The organism is Rhodococcus sp. BP-316 (genome assembly GCF_019836105.1).
GTDB lineage: Bacteria > Actinomycetota > Actinomycetes > Mycobacteriales > Mycobacteriaceae > Rhodococcoides.
In genome coordinates this window covers 234,343-251,599 of sequence record NZ_JABUEE010000009.1, presented here as the reverse complement: position 1 = coordinate 251,599, position 17,257 = coordinate 234,343, and the positions used below count along the sequence as shown (strand labels likewise).

General features: G+C 67.2%; 18 protein-coding genes. 11 read left to right on the top strand and 7 right to left on the bottom strand.

The features are described from left to right. Window positions 1–127 precede the first annotated feature (127 nt). The gene (locus HQ312_RS18570) at window positions 128–415 is read left to right on the top strand and encodes an amidohydrolase family protein (protein WP_222640371.1); all 288 of its coding nucleotides are present in this window, start codon (window positions 128–130) and stop codon (window positions 413–415) included. On the opposite strand, the gene HQ312_RS18565 is transcribed toward HQ312_RS18570, so the two are convergent. The 6 genes from HQ312_RS18565 to HQ312_RS18540 all read right to left on the bottom strand — a co-directional run bounded on the left by HQ312_RS18565 (window position 412) and on the right by HQ312_RS18540 (window position 6,567). Next, a complete protein-coding gene (locus HQ312_RS18565) occupies window positions 412–1,719 on the bottom strand; it encodes an aspartate aminotransferase family protein (protein WP_222640369.1) in 1,308 nt (435 codons plus the stop codon). The genes HQ312_RS18570 and HQ312_RS18565 overlap by 4 nt on opposite strands. 403 nt (window positions 1,720–2,122) lie before the next feature. Continuing rightward, on the bottom strand, window positions 2,123–2,782 hold the full coding sequence (locus HQ312_RS18560; protein WP_222640360.1) for a TetR/AcrR family transcriptional regulator: 660 nt from the start codon (window positions 2,780–2,782) through the stop codon (window positions 2,123–2,125). 169 nt (window positions 2,783–2,951) lie between these two features. After that, a complete protein-coding gene (gene paaI / locus HQ312_RS18555) occupies window positions 2,952–3,356 on the bottom strand; it encodes a hydroxyphenylacetyl-CoA thioesterase PaaI (RefSeq protein WP_261782439.1) in 405 nt (134 codons plus the stop codon). 95 nt (window positions 3,357–3,451) lie between these two features. Continuing rightward, window positions 3,452–3,766 carry an EthD family reductase gene (locus HQ312_RS18550; protein ID WP_222640358.1) on the bottom strand — a complete coding sequence of 105 codons (315 nt, stop codon included), beginning with the start codon at window positions 3,764–3,766 and terminating at the stop codon, window positions 3,452–3,454. Further along, on the bottom strand, window positions 3,763–5,790 hold the full coding sequence (paaZ, locus tag HQ312_RS18545) for a phenylacetic acid degradation bifunctional protein PaaZ (protein ID WP_222640356.1): 2,028 nt from the start codon (window positions 5,788–5,790) through the stop codon (window positions 3,763–3,765). Before paaZ ends, HQ312_RS18550 begins: the two co-directional genes overlap by 4 nt. Window positions 5,791–5,949: 159 nt before the next feature. Beyond that, the gene (locus tag HQ312_RS18540) at window positions 5,950–6,567 is read right to left on the bottom strand and encodes a TetR/AcrR family transcriptional regulator (RefSeq protein WP_222640339.1); all 618 of its coding nucleotides are present in this window, start codon (window positions 6,565–6,567) and stop codon (window positions 5,950–5,952) included. Between the two features lie 125 nt (window positions 6,568–6,692). Between HQ312_RS18540 and HQ312_RS18535 the strand changes: the two genes are divergently transcribed. The 10 genes from HQ312_RS18535 (at window position 6,693) to paaK (ending at window position 15,584) form a co-directional block, all read left to right on the top strand. Then, window positions 6,693–7,913, top strand: coding sequence for a thiolase family protein (locus HQ312_RS18535; RefSeq protein WP_222640476.1), 1,221 nt, complete (start codon window positions 6,693–6,695; stop codon window positions 7,911–7,913). Further along, window positions 7,910–8,641 carry an enoyl-CoA hydratase/isomerase family protein gene (locus HQ312_RS18530; protein WP_222640337.1) on the top strand — a complete coding sequence of 244 codons (732 nt, stop codon included), beginning with the start codon at window positions 7,910–7,912 and terminating at the stop codon, window positions 8,639–8,641. Before HQ312_RS18535 ends, HQ312_RS18530 begins: the two co-directional genes overlap by 4 nt. Continuing rightward, complete coding sequence (locus tag HQ312_RS18525) at window positions 8,638–9,492, top strand: 3-hydroxyacyl-CoA dehydrogenase family protein (protein WP_222640333.1); 855 nt, start codon at window positions 8,638–8,640, stop codon at window positions 9,490–9,492. The genes HQ312_RS18530 and HQ312_RS18525 overlap by 4 nt, the downstream gene beginning before the upstream one ends. Next, window positions 9,489–10,268, top strand: coding sequence for an enoyl-CoA hydratase-related protein (locus HQ312_RS18520; RefSeq protein ID WP_222640330.1), 780 nt, complete (start codon window positions 9,489–9,491; stop codon window positions 10,266–10,268). The genes HQ312_RS18525 and HQ312_RS18520 overlap by 4 nt, the downstream gene beginning before the upstream one ends. Window positions 10,269–10,369: 101 nt before the next feature. Further along, window positions 10,370–11,326 (top strand): 1,2-phenylacetyl-CoA epoxidase subunit PaaA, encoded by a 957-nt coding sequence (gene paaA, locus HQ312_RS18515; protein WP_042573939.1) that lies wholly within the window; start codon window positions 10,370–10,372, stop codon window positions 11,324–11,326. After that, window positions 11,323–11,685 carry a 1,2-phenylacetyl-CoA epoxidase subunit PaaB gene (gene paaB / locus HQ312_RS18510; protein WP_261782436.1) on the top strand — a complete coding sequence of 121 codons (363 nt, stop codon included), beginning with the start codon at window positions 11,323–11,325 and terminating at the stop codon, window positions 11,683–11,685. Before paaA ends, paaB begins: the two co-directional genes overlap by 4 nt. Window positions 11,686–11,716: 31 nt before the next feature. Beyond that, complete coding sequence (paaC, locus tag HQ312_RS18505; protein ID WP_222640328.1) at window positions 11,717–12,634, top strand: 1,2-phenylacetyl-CoA epoxidase subunit PaaC; 918 nt, start codon at window positions 11,717–11,719, stop codon at window positions 12,632–12,634. Then, window positions 12,634–13,164: a 1,2-phenylacetyl-CoA epoxidase subunit PaaD gene (gene paaD, locus HQ312_RS18500; protein WP_222640320.1), complete on the top strand. Its 531-nt coding sequence runs from the start codon at window positions 12,634–12,636 to the stop codon at window positions 13,162–13,164. Before paaC ends, paaD begins: the two co-directional genes overlap by 1 nt. Next, complete coding sequence (gene paaE / locus HQ312_RS18495) at window positions 13,164–14,258, top strand: 1,2-phenylacetyl-CoA epoxidase subunit PaaE (protein ID WP_222640312.1); 1,095 nt, start codon at window positions 13,164–13,166, stop codon at window positions 14,256–14,258. The genes paaD and paaE overlap by 1 nt, the downstream gene beginning before the upstream one ends. An 18-nt stretch (window positions 14,259–14,276) precedes the next feature. Then, window positions 14,277–15,584: a phenylacetate--CoA ligase PaaK gene (gene paaK / locus HQ312_RS18490; protein WP_222640306.1), complete on the top strand. Its 1,308-nt coding sequence runs from the start codon at window positions 14,277–14,279 to the stop codon at window positions 15,582–15,584. An 800-nt stretch (window positions 15,585–16,384) separates the two neighbouring features. Here the strand turns inward: paaK and HQ312_RS18485 are convergent. Then, a complete protein-coding gene (locus HQ312_RS18485; RefSeq protein WP_222640298.1) occupies window positions 16,385–17,236 on the bottom strand; it encodes a helix-turn-helix transcriptional regulator in 852 nt (283 codons plus the stop codon). Window positions 17,237–17,257: the final 21 nt, after the last annotated feature.

Below are 17,257 nucleotides of genomic sequence, written 5' to 3'. Positions count from 1 at the left end.
AGCACCCGCGGACGAGGCCCGACGGTCCACATTGCGCACACCGAATTCGTTCACCGCAGGACATCCCGCGATTCGCGAACTCGGTGTGGTCGCGGACCTTTCGCCGACGTTGTGGTTCCCCAGCCCCATGTCCGAGGCCATCAGAGCAGTGGTGCCCGCGTCGACGATGGACCGGATGTGGCCCTTCCGCGACATGCTCGACAACACCTCGCTGCCGGCGACAGCGACGGGGATGGGCGCGGAGACCGGCACCATCAGCGCCGGGAAGTCCGCCGATTTCCTCGTCCTCTTCCTCGTCCTCGATCGCGATCTGACGGCGATCGACAGCACCGATATCTACCGCACCCTCGTCGATCGGACCGTCTTCGCCGGGCGCACCGTACGTCGGGGGCGCCGAGAAGCGGTGCGGCTCTAGCGGCGCACGGAGCGCAGGGACTTGTCGAACGCATCGAGAGCGACCGGCACGTCCTCCACACCGAAGGCGAGAGGGGGCCGGATCTTGAGCACCTCGTCGTTACGGCCGATCCGTCCGATCAGGACGCCGTTGGTGCGCATGGCGTCGACGATCGTTTTGGCGGTGGCCCCGTCTGGGGCGCCGGTCGCGGCATCGACGAATTGCATACCCAGGAACATTCCGGTTCCGCGCACGCCGGTGAGGCGTTCGTCGCCGTCCACCAGTTCGCGGAAGCCCTTCTCGAACAGCACCGACGCCTGCTGCGCCCGCTGCATCAGCCCCTCGCTCTCCATGACGTCGAGGACCGCGTGACCCGCAGCTGCCGCCGCGGGGGTCGTGGCGAAGGTGTTGAAGTACGTGTTGGCGGCGGAGAACGGCTCCACGATCCCCGCCGGCGCGATGACGGCACCGAGCGGGAACCCGTTGCCCATCGGCTTGCCGAGTACCACCAGGTCGGGGTCGAAGTGCGTTGCCTGGAAACCCCACATGTGATCCGCGGTGCGCCCGAATCCGCTCTGTACCTCGTCGCAGATCACGATGCCCCCGGCCGCGCGGACGCGGGCGCATAGTCCCGCGATGTACTCCTCGGGCAGATCGGGCAGACCCTCGGTGGAGAACAGGGGATCGAACAGCACCGCCGACAGTCCGTGACCGGACTGTTCGAGATCGGCGATCGCGGCGTCGAGCTGAGCGAACGCCTCGTCGAGCGAGATGGTGCTGCCGCGCAGGTCCGGGGCGGTGAATGTGCGCACGTGCTTCCCGATCGGCTCGGACATCGTCAGGCCTGTGGTCACGGCCATCAACGCCTGGGTGTTGCCGTGGTAGCTGTGATCGCTGATCAGGATCCCCGAATTGCCGGTGTGGAACCGGGCCAAGCGCAGCGCGAGGTCGTTCGCTTCCGATCCGCTGTTGGTGAAGAACATCCGATCCAGCGACTCCGGGAACAGCGCGAGCAGCGCTTCCGCGTAGGCGATCGGGGTGTCGGTGAGGTAGCGACTGTGCACATTCACCGTCGACAGCGCGCGCGTGACGGCCTCGATCACCCTGGGGTGGCAATGCCCCACGTGGGCGACGTTGTTGTAGGCATCGAGGTAGGTGCGTCCGTCGGAGCCGGTGATCTGGACGCCGGACGCGGAAACGATCTGCAGCGGGTCGTCGACGTAGAACATCGGGGTGTTGGGACCCAGTACCGAGTACCGGCGCTGGAGCAGATCAGCCGATCCGGAGGTCGTCCGAGGCGTGTCGGCGGGGTGCAGTGCAGTCATCAGAACACCTCAGAGTAGGCAGGACAGGGATGAGAGGGACGGGAATGCGGCGGTGGGCGCCGTGCGTCGGGGCGCCGAGAGCTGGCGTTCGACGGTCGAGCCCGCCGACGGTGCGGTCGAATCTCCGTCGACCCGAGCGTCGTCGTCGGGCTCGACCGGGGTGATCGCTGTGTCGGCCGGGTGGTATGCGCCCGGGCGTTCGATCGGCGGTGTCTGCGGCGGGGCGCTCGGCCGATCGGTCACCGATACTCCTTCGTCCGCCGACACCGCCTACCGGTCGCTCGGGACTGACGGCCCGGCGAATGGTCGGTGATGATGCTCACTGCGTGAGCACGACTCCAGCATCACCTGCGGAACAGTCAGAGTCAAGACGAAGCGTGCAGAATCTGAACGGACCGAACAATTAAGTGGGGTCGGTGGCCGTGTCTGTCCGCGCCGCGGCGACGACGAGCCCCTCGGCCAGAGCGCGCATGGCTCGGGTCACGTCGTCTGAGGTGCGCACACCGTGCGCGATGCTGGTCAGGGCCGTCCGCATGGCCCCGGTGAGAAGCTCCGCGACTGTCTGCGGATCCGCGGCAGGTTCGCCGTCACGGCTCGTGGACGGGGCGAGGTCCGCGTAGTCCTGCGCGATGTATCCCGCGATGACACTGGAGGCGTGACCGCGAACGGGGGTCACAGCCTGATCGAGCGAGGGGTCGTCGATGGCGTAGAAGCGGCCTAGCCTCGGGCGGGCAGCGACATCGGCGACCGCGGAGGTCATGGCAACGACGCGATCGACGAAGCCGGACTCCGCGGCGTGGATGGCGGTCGCGGTGTCGATGAGTTCGTCGTTGATCTCTTCGTAGAGCTCACAGAACAGCTGTTCACGGCCCTGCGGGAAGTACGTGTACAGCGTTCCCTTGGCCGCCCCGGCCCGTTCGGCAATGTTCTCCACGGATGCGGACCCGTATCCGGCCTCGGCGAACACCTCGAGAGCGGCGTCGAGCAGAGCGCGGCGCGTCTGGCGACGGTTGCGTTCGCGCAGCGTCAACCTCGGCGCCTGCGTGTCCGTTCCCGTTCCCATGTCCGCTCCTCCCGTTCCGCCGCAGCGGGGCCGGCGCAAGTCCGACCCGGCGGTGCCGCCGGCGTCTACTGCGAGCGACCGCGTGTGCGTGCCGAGTCAGACCTCGACTGCAGCGATCGTATACGCGGCGCGTCGGTGAGCAGGTGATCGGTGACTCGCGGCGGCGCGTCTACGCGGTGGAGGAGGAGATGGTGCGGCTGTCACCGCGGAATTCCGCGACCACTTCGGTGCCGCGCGTGACGCGCACGTCGTAGATGCCGTTGCGGCCGAAACGAGCCCGCTCGACGGCTTCGGCGACGAGGAGGTCTCCGGCCTTGGTCGGGCGGAGGTAGCGGATGTCGCATCGCGCGGCGACGGCGGAGTCGCTGTAGCTGTTGCACGCCATGGCGAACGTGGTGTCGGCGAGGAGGAAGACGAATCCTCCGTGGGTGATGGCATGACCGTTGACCATGTCGTGCGTGACCGTCATCGACATCACAGCATGCCCGTCGCCGAGTTCGACCATCTCGATCCCGAGCTTCTGCGACGCGACGTCGGCGGCGAACATGGCGTGAGCCACTCGGTGTCGTTCCATGGCGTGCACTCTCCTGAGCAGGGGTGGATCGGAGGTCGGGGCCGGCGGGACACGGGGTCACGGGGTCGGTGACGCGCCCGTGACCCGCCGGGGTTTCAGAGCGCTACGCGCTGATCGTTCTGGGTGAACATCGTGACGCCGCCGGTGGCGAAATTGCGGACGTCCTTGCCTGCGGCGCGCATCTGGGGGGAGGCCAGTGCCGCCGCCAACGAGTCGGCATCGGAGAAGTGGAGATACGCCACCGCGTAGTACGGGGGCTCCTTCCCGTCGATCGATTCGACCTTGCCCCAACTGAACTCGGTGAGCCCGGGGACGGCAGCAGCGAGCGGGACGTGCACGGTGGTGTAGTGCTCGTCGAACGCAGTGTTGTCCTGCGGTGCGCCGTAGCAGATGACGATCCGTGAACTCATTTCTGTCCCTCCGGCTTCGCGACGAGGGTGAGCACGTCGTAGGTGGCGACCGGGTCGCCGTCCTGGTTGGCCACCACTGCGTCCCACCGCACTTCGCCGTAGTCCGCGGACTGGCGGGGGGTGATGAGCTTCGCCGTCAGGGTCACCGTCAGCGAGTCCTCCGCCTTCACCGGGGTGAGGAAGCGGAGGTCGTCGACGCCGAAGTTGGCCAGCACCGGACCCGGATCGGGGTCGACGAACAGTCCGGCAGCGAGCGAGACGACGAGGTAGCCGTGCGCGACGATGCCACCGAAGAGCGGGTTCGCCGCTGCGGCCTCGGGATCGGTGTGGGCGTAGAAGGTGTCACCGGTGAACTCGGCGAAGTGGTCGATGTCGGCGCGGGTGACCTGACGGGGTCCGCCGACGATGGTGTCGCCGAGCCGCAGCTCGCCGAGGTTCTTGCGGAACGGGTGCACGTCGCCGACGGTCTGCTCCGAGCCCGTCACCCACTTGTTCCCGATGCTGGTCAGCATGTCGGGCGTGGCCTGGATCGCGGTGCGCTGCATGTGGTGCAGCACTCCGCGGATGCCGCCGAGCTCCTCGCCGCCGCCGGCGCGCCCCGGCCCGCCGTGCACCAGGACCGGGAGGGGAGACCCGTGACCGGTCGACTCACGCGCGTTCTCGCTGTTGAGCACGAGGATGCGGCCGTGGTACGGCGCCGATCCGAGCGTGACCTCGCGCGCGAGTGTCCGGTCCTTGGTGATCAGGGACGCCACGAGTGAGCCCTTGCCGCGGGCGACGAGGTCGAGCAGATCTGCGGTGTCCTCGTAACCGATGACCGTCGAGACGGGGCCGAAGGCCTCGATCTCGTGTGGTTCCGGTGCGGTCTTGTCACCGGCCGTCAGCAGGACCGGTGCCATGAACGCGCCCGGCCGGGGGTCGACGCTGTCGGGGTAACCGAAGACGACGGACGCCGACTTCGTCAGGCCCCGTATCGATTTGAGAACTTCGTCGCGCTGATCGATGCTGGCGAGGGCTCCCATCGTGACGCCCTCCTCGCGGGGGTCGCCGACGACGACGGCGCCCAGGCGAGCGGTGAGTGCCTCGACGACCGGGGTGAGCATGGCAGTGGGCACGAGTACGCGGCGGATGGCCGTGCACTTCTGGCCGGCCTTGGACGTCATCTCCTGGAACACGCCCTTGACGAACAGGTCGAACTCCGGATCCTGCTGCGTCACATCGGAACCGAGGATGGAGGCGTTCAGGGAATCGGCCTCGGCGGTGAAGTGCACACCCTCGCCGACCACGTTGGAGTGCGAGCGCAGCGACGCCGCAGTGTCGGCGGAGCCGGTGAACGCCACCGAGTCCTGGCCGCCGAGATGGTCGATGATGCCGCGGGCGCTGCCGCACAGCAGCTGGACCGAGCCCTCGGGGAGAATCCCACTCTCGATGATTCTGCGGAAGACGAGTTCGGTCAGGTACGCCGTCTGGCTCGCGGGCTTGACGATGGTGGGAACGCCGGCGATGAAGGCGGGAGCCAGCTTCTCGAGGAATCCCCACACGGGGAAGTTGAAGGCATTGATCTGCACGGCGACACCGCGACGTGAGGTGTAGATGTGCTGGCCGAGGAAGGTGCCCTTCTTCCCCAGCTGCTCCACCGGTCCGTCGAGATGAACGGTGTCGTCGGGCAGCTCACGACGGGCCTTGCTCGCGTAGCTCAGGACCGTGCCGAAACCGCCGTCGATGTCGACCCCGGAGTCACGCTTGGTGGCACCGGTGTGGGCGGAGAGCTCGTAGAACTCCTCCTTGCCCGCCAGCAGGGTCAGGCCCAGTTGCTTGAGCAGCGCACCGCGCTCGTGGAAGGTCAGGTCGGCCAGGGCCGGTCCGCCGACCGTGCGGGCGTAGTCGACCATGGCGGCGACGTCGAGTCCCGTGGACGAGATCCGAGCGACCTCGCTGCCGTCGATCGCGCTGAGGAGCGGAGTCCCCGCATCGCTCGCAGCGAACCAACGGCCCTGTGCATAGCTTTCCAACATTGAGCTCACAACAAATCTCCGTCTCACCGTACGTTCGGTCGGTAATTACCATCGCCCCAGGAGCACCCCTGTGTCAAGAGACCAGGGGCCGGACGCGAGCCGGGAATCTCGACGGCGACACGGCCGGTGAGCGGAGTCCTCCGGGTTCGCCGCAGACGGCGCAGCCGGTCAGCGGGTCTGGCGCCGCAGCCCGTCGAAGGTCAGCGCCACGACCGCATCGGCGAGTGCGTCGGCCGATCCTCCGGTCCTGGGCTTGTACCACTCGATCAACGAGTTGACCGTGCCGAAGAGCAGACGCGAGACCAGTGCGGGGTCGATGTCCGCCCGCAGGTCGCCCTCGCGGGCGGCCTCGACGACCAGGCCCGAGACGAAGGCGTCGAATTCTCGGCGGCGAGCGAGTGCACGCCGCTCCACCTCGGTGTTGCCGCGAACCCTGAGCAGCAACGTCACGTAGGGCAGCTCGGCGACGAGGATCTCGACGCTGCGACGCACCAGGTGCTCGAGGCGGTCGATGTAACGGCCCTCGGTGGCGCCGGTCTCGGTGGTCACCGCGAACAGTGCGTTCAGTGCGCGAGCGAGGGCGAGTTCGAGAAGTTCGGACTTGCCGGAGACGTGGTGGTAGATCGAGGACTTGGTGATGCCCAACCGGCCGGCCAGGACCTCCATCGACGTCCCGTCGTAGCCCTTGTCGTTGAAGACCTTCACGGCGACGGCCAGCAGGGAGTCGAGGTCGTAGCCGGGTCGTCCCGGCAGACCCGTCCTGCGCGGTGCACGTGCGGTCGTCATGACTCCATCCTCTCAGGTTCGCCGAGTTCAGCGTGGCGGCACACCCCATCCGTGTCGTCAAGTCTTGCGTGACGACCGAATGTTCGGTTATTACTATGCAGGATGATCGGCCGAAGGAGCACATGGTGGGCGAAGTATTTCTGGTGACGGGCGCTCGGACGCCACAAGGTCGCTACGGCGGAGCGCTCGCGAGCGTGCGCCCGGACGACCTCGCGGGCATCGTCGTCCGCGAGGCCGTGCGACGTGCAGGTGTTCCCGCCGACGCGATCGACGAGGTAGTCCTCGGGGCCGCCAATCAGGCCGGCGAGGACAACCGGGATGTCGCTCGCATGGCAGCTCTGCTCGCCGGGCTACCGGACTCGGTGCCCGGCTACACCGTCAACAGGCTCTGCGCGAGCGGACTGACCGCGGTCGCCAACGCCGCGTCGACGATCCGTAGCGGCGAGGCCGACATCATCGTCGCGGGCGGCGTGGAGTCCATGACGCGTGCGCCCTGGGTTCTCGCCAGGCCCGGAACTGCCTGGGCCAAGCCCGGCGAGATCTTCGACACCGCACTCGGGTGGCGATTCACCAATCCGGCATTCACCGCGCACGACGCCGACATCGCCGCCGGCGCCGGACCCGAGATCCGCAAGGTCACGCTGTCGATGGGGGAGACCGCCGAGGAGGTCGCCGCGGCCGAGGGCATCACCCGCGAGGAGAGCGATGCCTTCGCCCTGCGCAGTCAAGAGCGCGCCATCGCCGCCGTCGACGCAGGACGCTTCGTCGACGAGATCGTCTCGGTACCGACGCGCAACGGCGACGTCACCGAGGACGAGACTCCGCGGCGCGGAACCACCGCAGAGAAACTGGCGAAGCTCGAGACCGTGTTCCGCCGGGACGGTGTCGTCACCGCCGGATCCGCGTCCCCCTTCACCGACGGCGCTGCGGCCCTGGTCGTGGCCAGCGAGGACGCGGTGCGTAAGTACGGACTCGAGGTCCGCGGACGCATCGTCACCAGCGCAAGCGCCGGCATCGCCCCCAACATCATGGGTCTCGGTCCCGTCCCGTCGACGCACAAGGCGTTGGCCCGCGCCGGCTGGAGCATCGACGACCTCGGCGCCGTCGAACTCAACGAGGCCTTCGCTGCCCAGTCCCTCGGCGTCATCCGTCAACTGAAACTCGACGACACGATCGTCAACGCCGACGGCGGCGCCATCGCCCTCGGACACCCCCTCGGGGCCTCCGGCGCCCGCATTCTGCTGACACTGCTCGGCCGCATGGAGCGCGAGAAGGTCTCCCGCGGACTGGCGACCCTGTGCGTCGGTGTCGGCCAGGGTGTGTCGATGTTGATCGAGGCCCCGTGACCACCTTCGAGACCCTCGCCGTCAAGGAACGCGAGGACCGCGTGGTGGTCACACTGGCACGCGAGAAGCAGCGCAACGCCATCGACGCCCAGATGATCTCCGAACTGCACGAGGTCTGCGCCGGTCTCGAGCAGCACCCCAGAGTGCTGGTGCTCACCGGACAGGGAGATCACTTCGCCGGCGGCGCCGACATCAACCAGCTCAGGGCGCGGACCCGCGACGATGCCTTGCGCGGAATCAACCGCAACCTCTTCGACCGCATCGCCGCACTGGCGCTACCGACGATCGCCGCCGTCCGCGGATACGCCCTCGGTGGGGGAGCGGAGCTCTCCTACGCCTGCGACATCCGCATCGCCTCCGCCACGGCAGTGTTCGGCAACCCCGAACCCGGCCTGGGCATCATGGCTGCCGCCGGTGCCAGCTACCGACTCCCGACCCTGGTCGGCGTCTCGGTCGCCAAGCAGGTCCTCCTGGGCGCCCGCACCCTCGACGCCGACACCGCGCTGCGCACCGGTCTCGTGATGTCCGTCGTCGACGATCCGCTCTCCGCAGCGCACGAGCTCGCCGACCGCATCGCCCGACAGGCACCACTGGCACTGACTCTGACCAAGAAGATCGTCGACGCGCCGGGCTCGCACCCGTGGGCCGACGACATCGCCCAAGCCGTCCTGTTCGAGACCGAGGACAAACAACGCCGCATGACGGCATTTCTGGAGAAGAAAAGATGACCCATCCCCAGCACGTCGGCGTCGTCGGCGGTGGACGCATGGGCGCGGGCATCGCGCAGGTGTTCGCGACCCTCGGCTCCCACGTCACCATCGCCGAGGCAGCCGATCAGAACGCCGCCCTCGAACGGGTGGCCACCGGTCTCGCTCGGGCGCACGAACGCGGAAAGCTCGGCGGCGCACTGCCGGCGGACATCCTGAGCCGGGTCTCCACGGTCAGCGGACCACGCGAGCTGGGCCGCGACCTCGATCTGGTCGTCGAGGCCGTCCCCGAGATCCCGGCCCTCAAGGTCGAGGTCCTGGCCGCCCTCGACGCCACGGTGTCCCCCTCGACGCTCATCGCCTCCAACACCAGCTCGATCTCCATCGCCGAGCTCGGCGCCGCGCTGACCGACCCGTCGCGGTTCGTCGGCATGCACTTCTTCAATCCGGTCCCGGCCTCGACACTGGTGGAGATCGTGCGAGCACCGGCGTCCTCGCCGGACGTCGTCGACAGGGTGCGGCAGTGGGTGAGCGAACTGGGCAAGTCCGAGATCCTGGTCAACGATTCTCCGGGTTTCGCCACCAGCCGCCTCGGCGTCTGCCTCGGACTCGAAGCCATCCGCATGCTCGAAGAAGGCGTCGCCGACGCCGAGTCGATCGACCGAGCCATGGAACTGGGTTACAAGCACCCGATGGGGCCGCTGCGCTCGACCGATCTGGTCGGGCTCGACGTCCGCCTCGCAATCGCCGAGCACCTCGCCTCCACCCTCGGAGAACGCTTCACCCCGCCGCAGCTGCTGCGCGACAAGGTCGCCCGCGGCGAGCTGGGCCGCAAATCCGGTACCGGGTTCCACCGTTGGGAGAACGCATGAGCATCACCCTCTCGGTGACCGACGCACTCGCGACGATCACCCTCGCACGCCCTTCGGCGCACAACGCCCTCGACGCCGAGATGAAAATCGCCTTCAAGGACGCCGTCGACGCCGCGCGCGCCGACAACTCCGTCCGCGCCGTACTCATCACCGCCGACGGCAAGAACTTCTGCGTCGGACAGGATCTCGGCGAACACGTCGCCGCGCTCGACGCCGACCCGTCGACGGCGATGAACACAGTGGAGAAGCACTACAACCCCCTCATCCGGTCGCTGAGCGAGCTCGGCGTCCCGGTCGTCGTGGCGATCCCCGGAGCCTGCGTGGGAGCAGGCTGGGGCATCGCACTGGCCGGCGACATCCGCGTCGCCGGAACCTCGACGACCTTCGCCACCGCCTTCACCGGGATCGGTCTGGCCAGCGACTCCGGCCTGAGCCACGCACTCGTCGAATCCCTCGGCGCGAGCCGCGCGGCGGCGCTGTTCCTGCTCGGCGACAAGGTCACCGCCGGACAGGCCGAGACCTGGGGCCTGGTGCACCGAGTCGTACCCGACGAGGAGGTGCGCACCACCGCCGAGACGCTCGCCGGCGCGCTCGCTACCGGACCCACCGAGGCGTACCGGCAGGTCAAAGCCCTGGTGCGCGCCAACGCGACCGGCCTGTACGAGACGCTCGACCGGGAAGCCGCAGCGCAGACCGCACTGGGACAGACCTCCGATCACCGCAGCGCGGTGTCCGCCTTCCTCGCCAAGCAGAAGCCCGCGTTCACCGGACGCTGAGCGCTCGGGAACCGGCGATTCAGATTGCCTCTTGTGTGCCGTGCCACCCACGGCGCATACTGGAGTTACCAACCGATCATTCGGTAATGAAAGTGGGACATATGACCATGTCAGACGCACCGACCGTCGAGTCGTTGCAGGACACGTTCGACACGACGATCTCCGCGGAGCAGCGCGTCGAGCCCCGCGACTGGATGCCCGAGGGCTACCGCAAGTCGCTCATCCGCCAGATCGCCCAGCACGCGCACTCCGAGATCATCGGCATGCAGCCGGAGGGCAACTGGCTCACCCGCGCGCCGTCGCTGCGTCGCAAGGCGATCCTCATGGCCAAGGTGCAGGACGAGGCCGGACACGGCCTGTACCTGTACTCCGCCGCCGAGACTCTCGGCGCGGACCGTGCGGACCTGACGGTCAAGCTGATCGAGGGCAAGCAGAAGTACTCCTCGATCTTCAACTACCCGACGCTGACCTACGCCGACGTCGGCACGATCGGCTGGCTGGTCGACGGCGCCGCGATCTGCAACCAGGTGCCGCTGTGCCGCAGCTCGTTCGGGCCGTACGCACGCGCGATGATCCGCGTGTGCAAGGAGGAATCCTTCCACCAGCGTCAGGGATACGAACTGCTCTCGACCATGATGCGCGGTACCGATGCGCAGCGCGCGATGGTGCAGGAATCGGTGAACCGCTGGTGGTGGCCGGCCCTGATGATGTTCGGCCCGCCCGACGACGAGAGCCCCAACACCGAGCAGTCGATGAAGTGGGGCATCAAGCGCCACACCAACGACGAGCTGCGTCAGCGATTCGTCGACATGTCCATCCCGCAGGCAGAGGCACTGGGAGTCACCTTCCCCGACCCCGACCTGGCATGGAACGCCGAGCGCAAGTCCTACGACTTCGGCGAGCCGGACTGGTCGGAGTTCATGCAGGTCATCAAGGGCAACGGCGCCTCGAACGTCGAGCGCATCGCCAACCGCCGAGCAGCCCACGAGGACGGCGCCTGGGTGCGCGAGGCAGCCACCGCGTTCGCCGCACGTGAGCGAAGGATCGCAGCCTCATGACCGAGTTCACCGCCGAGGGCGGCCACGGCGCAGTCCCCACCGAGGGTGTCCCCACCACGCCGGAACCGGCTGCGGTGAAAGCGGACTGGCCACTGTACGAGGTGTTCCTGCGAGGCAAGCGCGGACTCAACCACGTCCACGTCGGGTCCCTGCACGCGGCGGACGATCACATGGCACTGCGCCATGCGCGCGATGTGTACACCCGCCGCAACGAAGGCGTGAGCATCTGGGTGGTCCCGTCCAACTCCATCGTCGCGTCCTCGCCGGCAGAGAAGGACCCCTTCTTCGCCCCCAGCGGCGACAAGGTCTACCGCCACCCCACGTTCTACGAGATCCCCGACAACGTCCCCCACATGTGATCGCCCGACCACGAGGATTGACAGGAACCTGATGACTGATCACGACAACGCCTACGAAGGTCTCGTCGACGAGAACTCGCACGGGCAGTGGGCGTTCGGGACCAGCTTCGACGACCCGCTCGCCGGCGTCGACACCACCGTCCCCGACGATGTCGACCTCGCGGCACTGGCGGCGTACTGCCTCATGCTCGGCGACGACGCCCTCATCAGCGCGCAGCGCCTCGCGCAGTGGGCCACTCGCGCCCCAGAACTCGAGGAAGAGGTCGCGCTGGCGAACGTCGGGCTCGACCTGCTCGGACAGGCCCGACTGCTCCTCGCCCGCGCGGCGGCAGCGGACACCTCGCTCGTGCCCGTTGTCTCCGACACCTCACCCGCGCCCGCGGAGGATGCGTTGGCGTTCTTCCGCTCCGACGCCCAGTTCCGCAACGTCCGCCTCACCGAGCTCGACAACGGCGACTTCGCGAGATCGATCGTGCGCATGCTCGTCTTCACCACCTGGCGGCTCGCGGTGTTCACCCGCCTGCAGACCTCACGCGACCCGGTTCTCGCCGCCGTCGCCGCCAAGGGCGTCAAGGAACTGACCTACCACCGCGACTACTCGGCGCGCTGGGTCGTCACCCTCGGATGCGGGACCGAGGAGTCCCAGCGGCGGGTACGTGACGCCCTCGACTTCGTCTGGCCCTACGTGGGGGAGCTGTTCGTCCCCACCGACGAGGAAATCGCGCTCGCGGCAGTCGATGTCGCTGTCGATCCGCGCACGGTGCGCGAGGAGTTCGACTCCGTCCTGACACAGGTCTTCAAGGCAGCAGAGCTTGAAGCCCCACAGGGACGATCCGTCGGCACCATCGGCGGTCGAGCGGGACGCCACGGAATCCACACCGAAGCCATGGGACCCCTGGTCGCCGAGATGCAGGTCGTCGCACGGGAACACCCGGAGGGAGTGTGGTGATGACACTCGACGAGACGACCACCACCGATCTGACCACCACCGAGGCGCGCAGGATCGCGGCCACCGTGATGGACCCGGAGATGCCGCTGCTCACGCTCGACGACCTGGGCGTCCTGCGCGAGGTCGAGGTCCGCCGCGACGGCAGCGTGCTGGTCACCATCACCCCGACGTACTCCGGATGCCCGGCGATGGCCACGATGCGCGACGACATCGAGCACAAGCTCCTCGACCACGGCTACACCGACGTCGAGATCATCACCAGCCTGACGCCCGCATGGAGCACGGACTGGATCTCCGAGGACGGTCGCCGAAAGTTGCGAGAGACCGGCTACTCGGTGCCCGGCCCCGCCCCGGCGCGCACGACAGGCCCGGTTCCCCTCACTCTGACGGTCAGGCCGCGGCTGATCGACTGCCCGCAGTGCGGGTCGTCGAACACCCGATTGACCTCCGAGTTCGGCGCCACCTTGTGCAAGGCGCAGTACCGGTGCGACGACTGCCTCGAACCGTTCGACCATGTGAAGGAAATCTGATGACCGTCACCGACGAACCCGTCGTCACCCCGAGTCGTAAGAAGGCCTTCCACACCCTCACCGTCGCCGACGTCGAGAGCCTGTGCGACGACGCCGTCGCGGTCACCTTCGACGTCCCCGACAACCTGCGCAGCGAATTCGACTTCCGCCCAGGACAATCGGTGATGCTCAGCCGCACCGTCGACGGCGTCGAACACCGACGCTCGTACTCCATCTGCGCCCCCGCCGGCGAACGCCCCCGCGTCGGAGTACGCGAAGTTACGGACGGCCTCTTCTCGTCGTGGCTCGTGCACGAGGTCAAGGCCGGCGACCGCATCGATGTCCAGGGACCGTCCGGCACCTTCCACGCCGACCCCGCCGCCGGCGGCAGGCACGTCCTGATCGCCGCCGGGTCCGGCATCACCCCCATGTTGTCCATTGCCGGATCCGTCCTGGCCAACCCGGACGCGGAAGTCGTACTCCTGTACGGCAATCGGCGCACCCGATCGGTGATGTTCGCCGAGGAGATCGCCGATCTCAAAGACCGCTACGGAGCGCGCTTCGACGTCATCCACGTGCTCTCCCGCGAACCCCGCGAGGTCGAGCTCTTCAGCGGCCGCCTCGACGCCGAACGCCTGCGAGCAATCCTCGCCGCCGTCGTCCCCACACCGGAGATCGATCATTTCTGGTTGTGCGGACCCTTCGGCATGGTCAACGACGCCCAGGACGTGCTCTCGGAGTTGGGTGTGCCCAAGAGCAGCATCCATCACGAACTGTTCTACGTCGACGACGTCCCGCCGCCGCAGGAGAAGCACCGCGAACCCGGCGTCACCGGCCCGAGCAGCGAGGTCACCATCACCCTCGACGGCCGCAGCGTCACCGGCACCCTCCCACAGGACGAGTCGATCCTCGACGCCGGCGAACAACTGCGCTCCGACCTCCCGTTCGCCTGCAAGGGCGGAGTGTGCGGCACCTGCCGCGCGAAAGTCACCGGCGGCGAGGTCGACATGCGCCGCAACTACGCGCTCGAGGACAACGAGGTCGCAGCCGGTTTCGTCCTCACCTGCCAGACCTTCCCCCTCAGCGACACCGTGACCGTCGACTTCGACGCCTGACACCCGGAGATCCAAGAAATGACCAGCGTGATGTCCACACCCACCGACACACCCGACATCGAATTCGCGTCGCGTGATCGCATCTCCACCCTCCAGCTCGAACGACTGCAGTGGTCACTGCAACACGCCTACGACAACGTCCCGCACTACCGATCCGCATTCGACGCGGCAGGCGTACACCCGAGCGACCTCGAGGACCTGTCGGACCTGGCGAAGTTCCCCTTCACCGTCAAGAGCGACCTGCGCGAGAACTACCCGTTCGGCATGTTCGCCGTTCCGCAGGACAAGGTCTCGCGCATCCACGCATCTTCCGGAACCACCGGCCGCCCGACCGTCGTCGGTTACACCGCAGGCGACCTCGACAACTGGGCGAACCTGATCGCCCGGAGCCTGCGCGCCGGCGGCGTCAAACCGTCCGACAAAGTGCACGTCGCCTACGGGTACGGGCTGTTCACCGGTGGCCTCGGCGCGCACTACGGCGCGGAACGACTCGGCTGCACCGTGATCCCGATGTCCGGCGGCATGACCGAACGCCAGATCCAGCTCATCGAGGACTTCCGCCCCGACGCGATCATGGTCACCCCGTCCTACATGCTCACCATCGTCGACGCCATGATCAAGAAGGGCATCGACCCATCCACCACCTCCATGCGGACCGGTGTCTTCGGCGCCGAGCCGTGGACCGAGGAGATGCGCAAGGAGATCGAGAAGACCCTCGACATGGACGCCGTGGACATCTACGGACTCAGCGAGGTCATGGGCCCCGGTGTCGCGATGGAGTGCGTCGAGACCAAGGACGGCCTTCATATCTGGGAGGACCACTTCTACCCCGAGGTCATCGACCCCGTCACCGGTGAGGTTCTGCCCGACGGCGAGGAAGGCGAACTCGTGTTCACCTCCCTGTCGAAGGAGGCCATGCCGATCATCCGCTACCGCACCCGAGACTTGACCCGTCTGCTCCCCGGCACCGCACGCACCATGCGCCGGATGCAGAAGGTCACCGGCCGCACCGACGACATGATCATCCTGCGCGGAGTCAATCTCTTCCCCACCCAGATCGAAGAACTGATTCTCACCGTCCCCGCGCTGGCCCCTCAGTTCCAGTGCGTTCTCGAACGCGCAGGTCGAATGGACTCGTTGACGGTCCTGGTCGAGGCCCGACCGGACGCAGGACCAGAGACCCATCACCTCGCCGCGAACACCCTCAAGAAGCTGGTGAAGGACCGCATCGGCGTGAGTGTCAACGTCGACGTCGTCCACCCCGCGGCGCTGGAACGCTCCATCGGCAAGGCACGCCGTCTCATCGACAACCGACCACCCATGTGACGAGCCGAGGAGACTGCGAACGCCACGGCCGTTCGCAGTCTCCTCGCACGCCGCGCCCGCTGTCAGAGGTACCGCTCACGCCCGATGTCATTCTCCCGCAACTCGTCGTCGGGAGAGAGGGTGATGTACGCGAGGGCCCGCCTCAGTTACTCCTTTGCTAATCGAGACACGCTGTTCGGCAGAGTATTGAAGACCAGTTGTGTTCGACGTAGAGGGTTCTCGGTGTCACGAGGGTGTCACAAGTCGGGACGGACGGAGGTGGACCGAGGCGGACGCCAGTGGACGAAGGAGCAGTTCAGGACGGGTTTCGTGAGTCCAGGTGAATCCACCTGATCGGGTTGTCGAAGCCTTGTAAGCGAAAGGTCGTCAGTTCAATCCTGACAGGAGGCTCTCGATATGCCTCTGAACTGGACAAACGTCACGAAATAGCCCTATTGCGCTGCCCGCTTCGGGCCTGTCACTCCGCCCACCGACTCATCGCAGGGGGAGCACCAATGAGCGACAACACCGTGAGACCTGTACGAGCGTCCGATCGCGCGCTGCCGCATCCACCGCGGCGTTACCGGTGGTCGGCGACATCCTCGATTTGCACGTCACCGAGTCCAGCCAGTGGGCGAAGCGAGATGCGCAGGAGTACGGCTCGGCTTTCGGACGAAGCGAATTCGGCACCTGCGTGAAGTACGTGTCGGGACTCGTGGAGGTTGCGGCGGTGAACGACGAGACGACCTGGGCAAAGTCGAAGGTGCTGCAGATACCACCCGCGGGCGGACCGATCGATCGATCGATTCGTCGTCCGCGCGTCAGCCCATCGACTCGGCAGATGCCGGGCCCCACGACGCCAACATCGGAAGAGCCCGAGCAGTGGACGACTCGGGCTCGACGGTGTAGACGATCAAGCGTTGCTCCGGATCGTGGGGCGACACAAGAGATTCGATGCCGAACGCGAGTCGACCTACAACGGGGTGGGCGATCTTCTTGTCGACGGACGTGCGATCCGCTACGCCGTGATCATTCCACCAATGGGCGAAGTCTTCACTTGCCAGACGTAAATCGTCGATCAGACCCGTCAATCGGGCGTCCGCGACGTGGCGTCCGACCTCGTAGCGCATCGCCCCCACCGCGGCTGACGCGTAATCGGACCAGTTGACGATGCGTTCCCTCGCACGCGAGTCCAGGAAGAGCCAGCGCACCAGTACGGCACCCCTGTCGATCTCCTCGCCGAGGACTGCCCGCGCCAGCGTGTTGCACGCCAGGATTTCGGAGCGGCGCCCGAGGACGAGCGCGGGAACGTGATCCATCGTGGTCAGCACCCGGAGCAGACCAGGATTGGGTCGTTGTGGAGACTCCCACATGCTCGAGCGTTTCCGGCGCATCGGAGCGGCGAGATTTCGCAGGTGTGCGTCCTCGATCTCGTCGAGGCGCAAGGCCCGGCTCAAGGCGTCGACGATGTCGTCGGTGACTGTGTGCTGGCGACCCTGCTCGAGCCGGCTGTAGTGATCGGGGCTCAATCCTGCGAGCACCGCAAGTTCCTCCTTGCGCAGGCCCGGAACGCGCCGCGGTCCGGGGAACGGCGCAATCCCCGCCGTTGCTGGCGTGAGTGCGTCACGTCGTGACCGGAGGAATGCCCCGAGTGCGGATCTGTCTGCTGGCACCCTGCCGAGACTACGGAGACT

What these genes read in the sequence shown, in the direction of transcription:
- HQ312_RS18520 (WP_222640330.1), top strand. Translation starts at nt 9,489, where the DNA reads ATGAGCATCACCCTCTCGGTGACCGACGCACTCGCGACGATCACCCTC.
- paaB (WP_261782436.1), top strand. Translation starts at nt 11,323, where the DNA reads ATGACCGAGTTCACCGCCGAGGGCGGCCACGGCGCAGTCCCCACCGAG.
- paaC (WP_222640328.1), top strand. Translation starts at nt 11,717, where the DNA reads ATGACTGATCACGACAACGCCTACGAAGGTCTCGTCGACGAGAACTCG.
- paaI (WP_261782439.1), bottom strand. Translation starts at nt 3,356, where the DNA reads ATGGAACGACACCGAGTGGCTCACGCCATGTTCGCCGCCGACGTCGCG.
- HQ312_RS18570 (WP_222640371.1), top strand. Translation starts at nt 128, where the DNA reads ATGTCCGAGGCCATCAGAGCAGTGGTGCCCGCGTCGACGATGGACCGG.
- paaA (WP_042573939.1), top strand. Translation starts at nt 10,370, where the DNA reads ATGACCATGTCAGACGCACCGACCGTCGAGTCGTTGCAGGACACGTTC.
- paaK (WP_222640306.1), top strand. Translation starts at nt 14,277, where the DNA reads ATGACCAGCGTGATGTCCACACCCACCGACACACCCGACATCGAATTC.
- paaD (WP_222640320.1), top strand. Translation starts at nt 12,634, where the DNA reads ATGACACTCGACGAGACGACCACCACCGATCTGACCACCACCGAGGCG.
- HQ312_RS18550 (WP_222640358.1), bottom strand. Translation starts at nt 3,766, where the DNA reads ATGAGTTCACGGATCGTCATCTGCTACGGCGCACCGCAGGACAACACT.
- HQ312_RS18540 (WP_222640339.1), bottom strand. Translation starts at nt 6,567, where the DNA reads ATGACGACCGCACGTGCACCGCGCAGGACGGGTCTGCCGGGACGACCC.
- HQ312_RS18525 (WP_222640333.1), top strand. Translation starts at nt 8,638, where the DNA reads ATGACCCATCCCCAGCACGTCGGCGTCGTCGGCGGTGGACGCATGGGC.
- paaE (WP_222640312.1), top strand. Translation starts at nt 13,164, where the DNA reads ATGACCGTCACCGACGAACCCGTCGTCACCCCGAGTCGTAAGAAGGCC.
- HQ312_RS18560 (WP_222640360.1), bottom strand. Translation starts at nt 2,782, where the DNA reads ATGGGAACGGGAACGGACACGCAGGCGCCGAGGTTGACGCTGCGCGAA.
- HQ312_RS18565 (WP_222640369.1), bottom strand. Translation starts at nt 1,719, where the DNA reads ATGACTGCACTGCACCCCGCCGACACGCCTCGGACGACCTCCGGATCG.